Annotated in this window: 6 protein-coding genes; 1 reads left to right on the top strand and 5 read right to left on the bottom strand. The window is 72.4% G+C overall.

All coding sequences use genetic code 11. The features are described from left to right. Window positions 1-253 precede the first annotated feature (253 nt). Window positions 254-1,630, top strand: a complete 1,377-nt coding sequence (locus D450_RS0102515) for an NAD(P)-binding domain-containing protein (RefSeq protein WP_017537108.1) — start codon at window positions 254-256, stop codon at window positions 1,628-1,630. A gap of 96 nt (window positions 1,631-1,726) precedes the next feature. Here D450_RS0102515 and D450_RS0102510 read toward each other — a convergent pair whose 3' ends face one another. The 5 genes from D450_RS0102510 to D450_RS0102490 are packed head-to-tail and all read right to left on the bottom strand — an operon-like array spanning window position 1,727 to window position 7,557. Next, entirely contained in the window at window positions 1,727-2,773 is a 1,047-nt protein-coding gene (locus D450_RS0102510; RefSeq protein ID WP_017537107.1) for a methyltransferase, read from the bottom strand. 38 nt (window positions 2,774-2,811) lie between these two features. Beyond that, a complete protein-coding gene (locus D450_RS0102505; protein ID WP_017537106.1) occupies window positions 2,812-4,143 on the bottom strand; it encodes a preATP grasp domain-containing protein in 1,332 nt (443 codons plus the stop codon). A 28-nt stretch (window positions 4,144-4,171) separates the two neighbouring features. Continuing rightward, complete coding sequence (locus D450_RS0102500; RefSeq protein ID WP_026128343.1) at window positions 4,172-5,404, bottom strand: MFS transporter; 1,233 nt, start codon at window positions 5,402-5,404, stop codon at window positions 4,172-4,174. 54 nt (window positions 5,405-5,458) lie between these two features. Then, a complete protein-coding gene (locus tag D450_RS0102495; protein ID WP_017537104.1) occupies window positions 5,459-6,154 on the bottom strand; it encodes a TfuA-like protein in 696 nt (231 codons plus the stop codon). Between the two features lie 53 nt (window positions 6,155-6,207). Next, entirely contained in the window at window positions 6,208-7,557 is a 1,350-nt protein-coding gene (locus D450_RS0102490; protein ID WP_017537103.1) for a YcaO-like family protein, read from the bottom strand. Window positions 7,558-7,705: the final 148 nt, after the last annotated feature.

Below are 7,705 nucleotides of genomic sequence, written 5' to 3'. Positions count from 1 at the left end.
GCCGCGAGTTCGCCGCCCCCGGCCGCGCCCGGCCAGGCCGCCACGGTGTGCAGGAGGCGCACCCGGGTGGGTTCGGCCAGGCAGGCGAACCAGGAGGCGTAGGCCGCGGCGTCGGCGGGGGCGAGGTCGGGCGGAGCGGGGTCGTGCGTCAGCGTCATGGAACCAGTATCGACCATGATCGATGGTTGATTCCATCGATGGACATCGATAAAGTTCCATTCGATCGACCGACATCGATGGAAGGTGGAGCGTCATGGTGCCGAAGAATGCGGAAGGGCCGCCGGTCGTGGTGGTCGGCGCCGGGCCGGTGGGTCTGGCCGCGGCGGCGGAGCTGGTCGACAGGGCCGTGCCCGCGGTCGTGCTGGAGAAGGGCGCGCGGGCCGGCGCGGCGGTCGCCGAGTGGGGGCACGTGCGGCTCTTCTCCACCTGGCGCGACCTGGTCTCCCCGGCCGCGGAGAAGGTACTCGCCGGGACCGGGTGGCGGCGCCCGGATGAAGGGTCCTACCCGACGGGGGCCGACTGGGTCCGCGACTATCTGGAGCCCTTGGCCGAGGCCCTGGGGGAGCGGGTGCGCTTCGGCACCGAGGTGGTGGGGGTGAGCCGCCGGGGCCGCGACCGCGTGGTCGACACCGGTCGCGAAGAGGAGCCTTTCACGGTGCGGGTGCGCACGGCCGACGGGGCCGAGGAGCGCCTCCTCGCCCGGGCGGTCGTCGACGCCTCGGGGACCTGGGGCGCCCCCAACCCGCTGGGCGCCGACGGGCTGCCCGCGCTCGGCGAGGCCGCGGCCGACCGGGTCTCCTACCGGGTACCCGACCTGTCGGACCCGCCCGTGCGGGTGCGCTACGAGGGGCGGCGCACGGCCGTGGTGGGCAGCGGGCACTCGGCGCTGACCGCCCTGGTGCACCTTGCCGAGGCCGCCGAGCGCGACCCGGGCACGCACGGGGTGTGGGTGCTGCGCCGGGGCGAGGTGGGCGACGCCTTCGGCGGCGGCGCCGGCGACCAGCTGGCGGCCAGGGGCGCGCTCGGGCGCCGGGCGCAGCGGGCCGTGGAGTCCGGGAACATCACCGTGGTCACCGGTTTCCGGACCGCGGAGGTCCGCACGGGCGCGGCGGGGGCCGTGCTGGTCGGCGAGGACGGCCGCGAGCTCGACCCGGTCGACGAGGTCGTCGTGCTCACCGGGTTCCGCCCGGACCTTTCCCCGCTCTCGGAGATCCGCCTGGCCCTGGACGCGACCCTGCAGGCGCCGGTGGGGCTGGCGCCGCTGATCGACCCCAACGTCCACTCCTGCGGCACGGTCTACCCGCACGGCGCCCGGGAGCTGTCCCACCCCGAACCCGGCTTCTACCTGGCGGGGATGAAGTCCTACGGGCGTGCGCCCACGTTTCTGGCACTGACCGGGTTCGAGCAGGTGCGCAGCATCGCCGCCGCGATCGCGGGCGACCGTGAGGCGGCCGAACGGGTGGAGCTGGTCCTGCCCGAGACCGGGGTCTGCAAGGGGTCGGGCCTGCCCGACGCTGCCGAGGCCGCCGAGGCGGACGCCGCCCAGGCGGACACCGGCCGCTGCTGCGGCCCGGCCGCGGGTCCCCAGCCGGTCGAGTCGCCGCTCCCGGTCTCCTCCGGGCGCCGGTGACAAGCCCCCGATGCGGAGGCCGAACCCGCGCACGAGGCGGGACCGGCCACCGCCCCGGACGCTGCGCGAGGGGAGGGGCGGCCGCCGCGGTGGAGGTCAGTCCTTGACGGCGACCTGGAGCCCGTGTTCGTAGGGCAGTCCGTCGTACGTCCGGACCCTCGTGAACCCCACCCGGCGCAGCCACCCCTCGTAGTCGGTCGCCGGGTAGGCCATCCCCTCGCCGCTGGCCAGGATGTTCAGGTACAGCGACAATCGGGCGGAGATGATCCCGCCGCTCTCGTCGGGTGCGGCGTTGTACCCGTAGAGGAAGACCTTCCCGCCGGAGGGAAGGGCCTCGTACGCCTTCGACAGCAGCCGGAGGATCCTCTCTTCGGAGAACACCTCGAGGACGTGGCTGAAGAGGACCGCGTCGCACCCGGTGGGGAAGTCCTCTTCGAACATGTCGCCGGCCCGGAAGAGCACCCTCTCGGCGAGGTCCGCCGGAAGGGCCTCGCCCGCCCGCTTCACCACGCTCGGCAGGTCGAAGACGGTCACCCGGGCCTCAGGGGAGCGCCGCGCGATGCTGACCGCCGTCGTTCCGTCCCCGCCGCCGACGTCGAGCAGGCTGCGGACGGCGGACAGCTCGGCGTTCTCCACCAGTCCGGGCATGGACTGCAGCGTGAAGGCCGACATCGCGGCGTGGAACACCGACTCCAGCTCCCGGTCGTGGGACAGCCGCGCGTAGAGGGAGCCGCCCGCCCCGGTGTAGTCGGCCAGGGCCGCCTCGTTCGTGCCCGCCCGCAGCCCCCGCGTGGTGTGCGCGAACGCCGGGTAGTAGATCCGCTGCCAGCCGATCAGGATGTGCCGCCAGCTGTCCGGGTCGTCCGTCGACAGGTGCTCCTCGGCGACGGCGGAGTTGCGGTAGACGTCGCCGTCCTTGTCGACCAGTCCGGTCGAGCACAGGGCGAGCAGCAGGACACGGAGCTTGTGCGGGGGCACCCCGGTGGAGGCGTGGACGTCGTCGAGCGTCGCCTCCCCGCGTTCGGCGAGCAGGCCGAACAGGTCGAGGTCGAGGCCGGCCACGATGGCGTTGAACAGGGCCGGGGCGTTCGCGATGAGTTGGAAGCGTTCGAAGAGGTCGTCGTTGCGGCGGGGTTCGGGCAAGGGACCTGCCCCCTTCCGGGGTGAGATCGGGCCGGGGGTTAGGAACGGGCGGTCCGGGCATCGCTGAAGAGCCGTTCCACGCGTTGCCGGTACTTCTCGGCGGAGGCGACGTCGTCCACGACGATGCAGTAGATGACGTCCCTGTCGTCGGTGTGGAGGTCGCTGACGAGGACGACGCCCGTCCGGCTTTCGCGGTCGTAGGCGAGTCCTTCGGCCGACAGCCGGGCGACGGCGCTCTCGAACGAGGGCACCACGAGCCCGACGTGCTCCACGAGGACCCGGCTTCCGGGGTAGTCCCGGCCGACCACGCGGTGCCCCACGATCGCGTAGACGTGCGTCGACCCGGTGACCCTCCCGTTGTACTCGGTGAAGAACAGGCGCCCGTCGGGGGTGACGACGGCGTCCATGCTCACTCGCCCGCGGTGCCCCATGTCCCGCAACAGGCGGCCCATGCGGCGGCTGTGGGCGGCGAGCTCGCCGCGCGCTGCGGAGGGCAGGCGGCACGCCGGCATCACCTGGCCGCGCGGTGTCGGCGCGTAGATCAGCTCCCCCTCGCCCGCGAGCTCCACCCCCGCATCGGTGAGCAGCAGCTCCGCGAACACGGACGCGGAGTCGGGGAAGTACCTCTCGACCACCAGCCTGTGGCGGCCACCGCTGGTCAGCCGGTCCCACTCCGCTTCGAGATGCTTCCGGGCGGACTCCGGGTCCGGCAGCACGACGGCCCGCGGAGCGCCCCGGGGGGTCACCCCTCCGTGTCGGCTGAGGATCTCGTTCCCCTTGCTCGCTTGGCGGTACTCGTGCTTGACGATGACCGGCGCGCCTGCGCCGAGCAGCCGCTCCACAACGTCATGGGCCATCGACGGGTCGCTGCAGACGGCGCCTTCGGGCACCGGGACCCCGGTGCCGGAGGCGAGGGCGCGGAAGGCGGCCTTGCTGTTCGCGAGCGCACCACCGGACTGCATGATGAAGTCGCCGCCCGGTACCGCGTCCCCGATCCCGAGGGCGCGCGCCAGGGCGACGATTCGCGGGTCGGGGTACAGCATGACCACCTCGTCCACGGGGCGGCCGGCGATGGCCTCGTGGAGCGCCCGGTGGAACGACGGGTCGGCGATCCGCTCCGCCGACAGGTGCTCCTGGGAGTGCGCGCGGGCGGGGGGAACGACGATGCGCAGCGAAGCGGGGTCCGTTCCGGTCAACGAGGTGACGTAACGCAGGAAGACGTCGGTCGGGGCGTGCGGGAGGACGACGGTGTCGCCGTCCTCGGCGAAGAAGAGCGTGCGCTGGGCGTACCAGCAGGCCGTGGCCTCCCGCGCGCGGTCCGCCCCGTCCAGCTCTTCGGTGAAGTCGTTGCCGATCAGCAGTCGAGACATCTCATCCCCACTCGTTAGGAAGGCTCGGTCACTCCGTCCGGGAGGGCGCGTCGGGTTCGGAGCTGTTCTCCACGGCGAGCCGGCGTGCTCCCAGCACCGCCGCGCCCAGGGCGGCCAGCGCGCACACCGCCGGGAGCGCGAGGGCGCGGCCCGAGCCCAGTTCCTCGGTGACGACTCCGGCGGCCCATCCACCGACCGCGACACCGGTCGCCATCGCCGTGGTCTCGATGCTGATCCCTTCGGTCAGCACCCTTGAGGGCAGCAGGCGCTCCATGAGGACCACGCCGGCGATGCCCACGGGGGCGACCGTGAGTCCGACGACGAACATGGCCGCCGCCAGGCTCCACATACCGCCGGCCAAGGGCAGCAGCCCCAGGGCGACCGCCTGGGCCGCGAGGCACCGGATCCACAGCCGGTCGGGAGGCAGCTCCCACGAGCGCGCCCCGTACCACAGTCCGCCGAGCATGCTGCCGACGGCCAGCACCGCCAGGAGCGGGCCCGTCGCGCCTTGGGAGCCGAACGCCTCGGTCTTCGCGACCACGGCGAGTTCCAGCGCTCCGACGATGGCCCCGGCGAACAGCATCGCGACCGCGATCACCGCCATGCCCGGGACCACGAGGGCGGATCCGCGTTCGCCGGGTGCGCCCCGCGCGGGGGGTTCGGTGTTCTTCTGCAGGGCCATGGCGGTGGCGCCGCCGACGGTCATCACCAGGCAGGCGGCGATACCGGCGAGATGGTGGACGCCGGTCGCCAGTGCCGTGACGATGACCGGGCCGGATATGAAGGCGACTTCGTCGACGATCGCCTCGAACGAGAAGGCGGTCTGCACCTTCGCCTCGCCCGCCCGGCCGTCCCCGCGCTGAAGAACGTGCGCCCACCGGGTCCGCACCATCGTCCCCGTCGAGGGGCGGGAGAGCCCGGCGAGGGCGCCCGCGGCGCAGAGCACCGGGAGCGGTGCCCCGTACTCGGCCGCGGCCATCAGGGCCACGAGGCCCGCGAAGTGCAGTGCGGCCAGCGCCAGCAGCACCCGGCGCTGCCCGTGCCGGTCTACCGTCCGCCCCACCACCGGGGCGGCGACCGCGTAGCCGACCATCGTGGCGGCCGCGACCGTGCCGGCGGCCGTATAGGACCCGGAGACCGTCGAGACCAGCAGGACGACCCCCAGCCCGAGCATGGCGACGGGCAGCCGGCCGACGAACGCGGCGAGGGAGAATGCGGCCGCTCCGGGGACGAGGAACAACTCTCGATACTTGTGGATCACCGATGGTTCACTTCTAGACGGGCCCTTCGGCGTGCGTTCAGTGGTCGCATTCGGTCAGCCGTGCGCCATGTGCGCTGAGGCCGGGCCGTGCCGCACGGTCGAGCGGCCCAGGTCGTCGCGCATCGTTCTGAGGAGCCGGACGGCGTCGTCCCGCTTGGTCTCCGGCGCTTCATTCCCGAGGTATTCGGCCAGCCCACGGGCCGCATCCTCGTCGAGTTCGGCCCTCAGATCGCTCAGGACGTTCGCTGGGGTCCTCTGGGGGAAGTGCATTGCCTTGGCCGCGGCGAGGAACCGTTCGGCCACGTCGTCGGCGATCCTGTTCCGCTCGACCCCGGCCTGGAGGGCGAACCGGAAGTCGACCATGGGGGTGGAGAGCGCGCGGAGGCTCTCGGGATCGTAGACGATGGCGACTTCGTCGTCGGCCTCGATCTCCCCTGAGGCGTAGGCCTCGTAGATCCGTCCCACTCCGACCACACCGAACGGGGCGCACTCCACCGCCCGCAGCGCCCCCATGCTGGAGGAGCCGTAGACCGCTATGCCCGCGTCCGCGGCCCTGAGCACCTCCTTGGGGGAGATCGAGAGGTCGCTCAGGAAGCGACCGTCGACGATCCCGATGGCGCATGGCGGCTCATCCCGGCCCATCACGGAATCGATGTCCCCGCGCGCGATCGGAGGCAGGTATTCGGCCTCCAGCTCTCGGGAAGCGAATTCGCGGTCGAGACTGGGACCGAGGAAGACGACCGGGTACATGGTCTCCCCAACTATCGGAAATTCGGCCTCGCGGCACGGCGCCCCGGTGCTTCTCAGACCGCGGCCGTCGCGTGCCCCTTCTCCTCGGCGGCCAGCGACCGGACGGCTCGGCGCCACGCCTCCCCTCCCCGGGCGCCGATGCGGCCCTGGTCCGTCGCCCAGGACTCCAGGACCGGCACGATGACGCGGACGACGCCCACCGGTATCTGCGGAGGGGACAGGTCGACCGCGATCACCCGGTCCGCCCCCGCCGACTCCAGCCGCGACAGCATCAGCGCCACGTCTTCCATGACGTCGTCGGAGGGGTGCGACTCCACCTCGTCCAGCCCGACGGTCCGGTCCGCCGGCTGCCAGGCCCACGAGCCCTTGTCCACCGTGGAGGAGCGCCGCACGTGCATCTCGTACTTGGACACCTCGGAGCCGGGGAGGCTGATGTCCTCGCGCATGGCCTGGACGTCGACGGCCCGGGCCTGGGCGCACTCGGTCAGGGCGCGCAGCAGCGCGACCTCGGCGTCGGGGTGGGTGCCGTAGCCTGCGTGGCCCCGCGAGGTGCGGTCGCCGATGTCCTCACTCGTGGCCGCGAAGAAGCCGGGGACCCCCAGATCCGAGGTGATGTCGGCGATGCGCACCTCGACGCCGGCCGCCGTGAACCGCTCCACCGCGCGGTGGGCGCGGAGCGGCAGGCCGTCGAGGCGGACGTGGGGGTGGAGGCCGCGGAGGCGGTCGACTGCGCCGGCGGTGGAACCGCCCAGGTGCCCGTCCTGTTCCAGCACCTGTGGCAGATAGTTGCTGACCAGTTCGGCGAGGGTCATCGAATCGCGCTCGATCACCTCGCACAGCGCATGGCAGAGCGCCTCTTCGATGCTGTTCCCCGACGCGAGCCCGTTGGTGGTCGTGATCCGGTAGCAGGGCTGCTCGTGCAGGCGCGCCTGGTAGGCGGCCCCGTCCTGCGGAACGAGGACCGACTCCTCGTTGAGCAGGTCCCAGCCCCGGACCCAGGAGATCGGCCCGTCGTCGCGGTAGTCCCGGGTGAGTTCCAGGTTGCAGTCCCCGGGGTGCAGAACGTTCCTGCCGGCCGCGGCGAGTTCGTCATAGGAGGAGACGAGGTCGGGCCGCAGCGGCAGCCAGGCGGAGAAGCGCTCGATCGCCTCCATCGCCGCGCTGATCTTCGCGTCGACCGGACGGAACCCCTTCCCGCTGTAAACCGAGATGCTGTCGTTGGAGCGGGGGATGATCGCGCTGTAGACGGGGATCCCTATGTAGTCGAGCCCGGTGATGTCGGCCAGGCGGGTGATCCCCGCGCGCCGCAGATGAGGTGCGATGTTCTGCCAGGTCTCCTCTGCGGCGATCTCCCGGTGCACACCCGGCCCGGACGTCTTCTTCACGTGCGAACGCAGTTCCATGGGCCCTCGTCGGCGAATGGGGGGCGGACGTCGCGGAACGCCCAAGGGAGACGGATGAACGCCCCCTCGGGCGCGCTCACTGGTCCCCGTGTGGCGGGGGACCCGTGTGCCTCCTCTCAGGCGACTGCCACTGAGAGCGGGCGTGCTA

This window comes from Nocardiopsis halophila DSM 44494, assembly GCF_000341245.1.
In the GTDB taxonomy this organism is placed as follows: domain Bacteria; phylum Actinomycetota; class Actinomycetes; order Streptosporangiales; family Streptosporangiaceae; genus Nocardiopsis_A; species Nocardiopsis_A halophila.
This window is presented reverse-complemented; position numbering and strand designations above follow the sequence as displayed.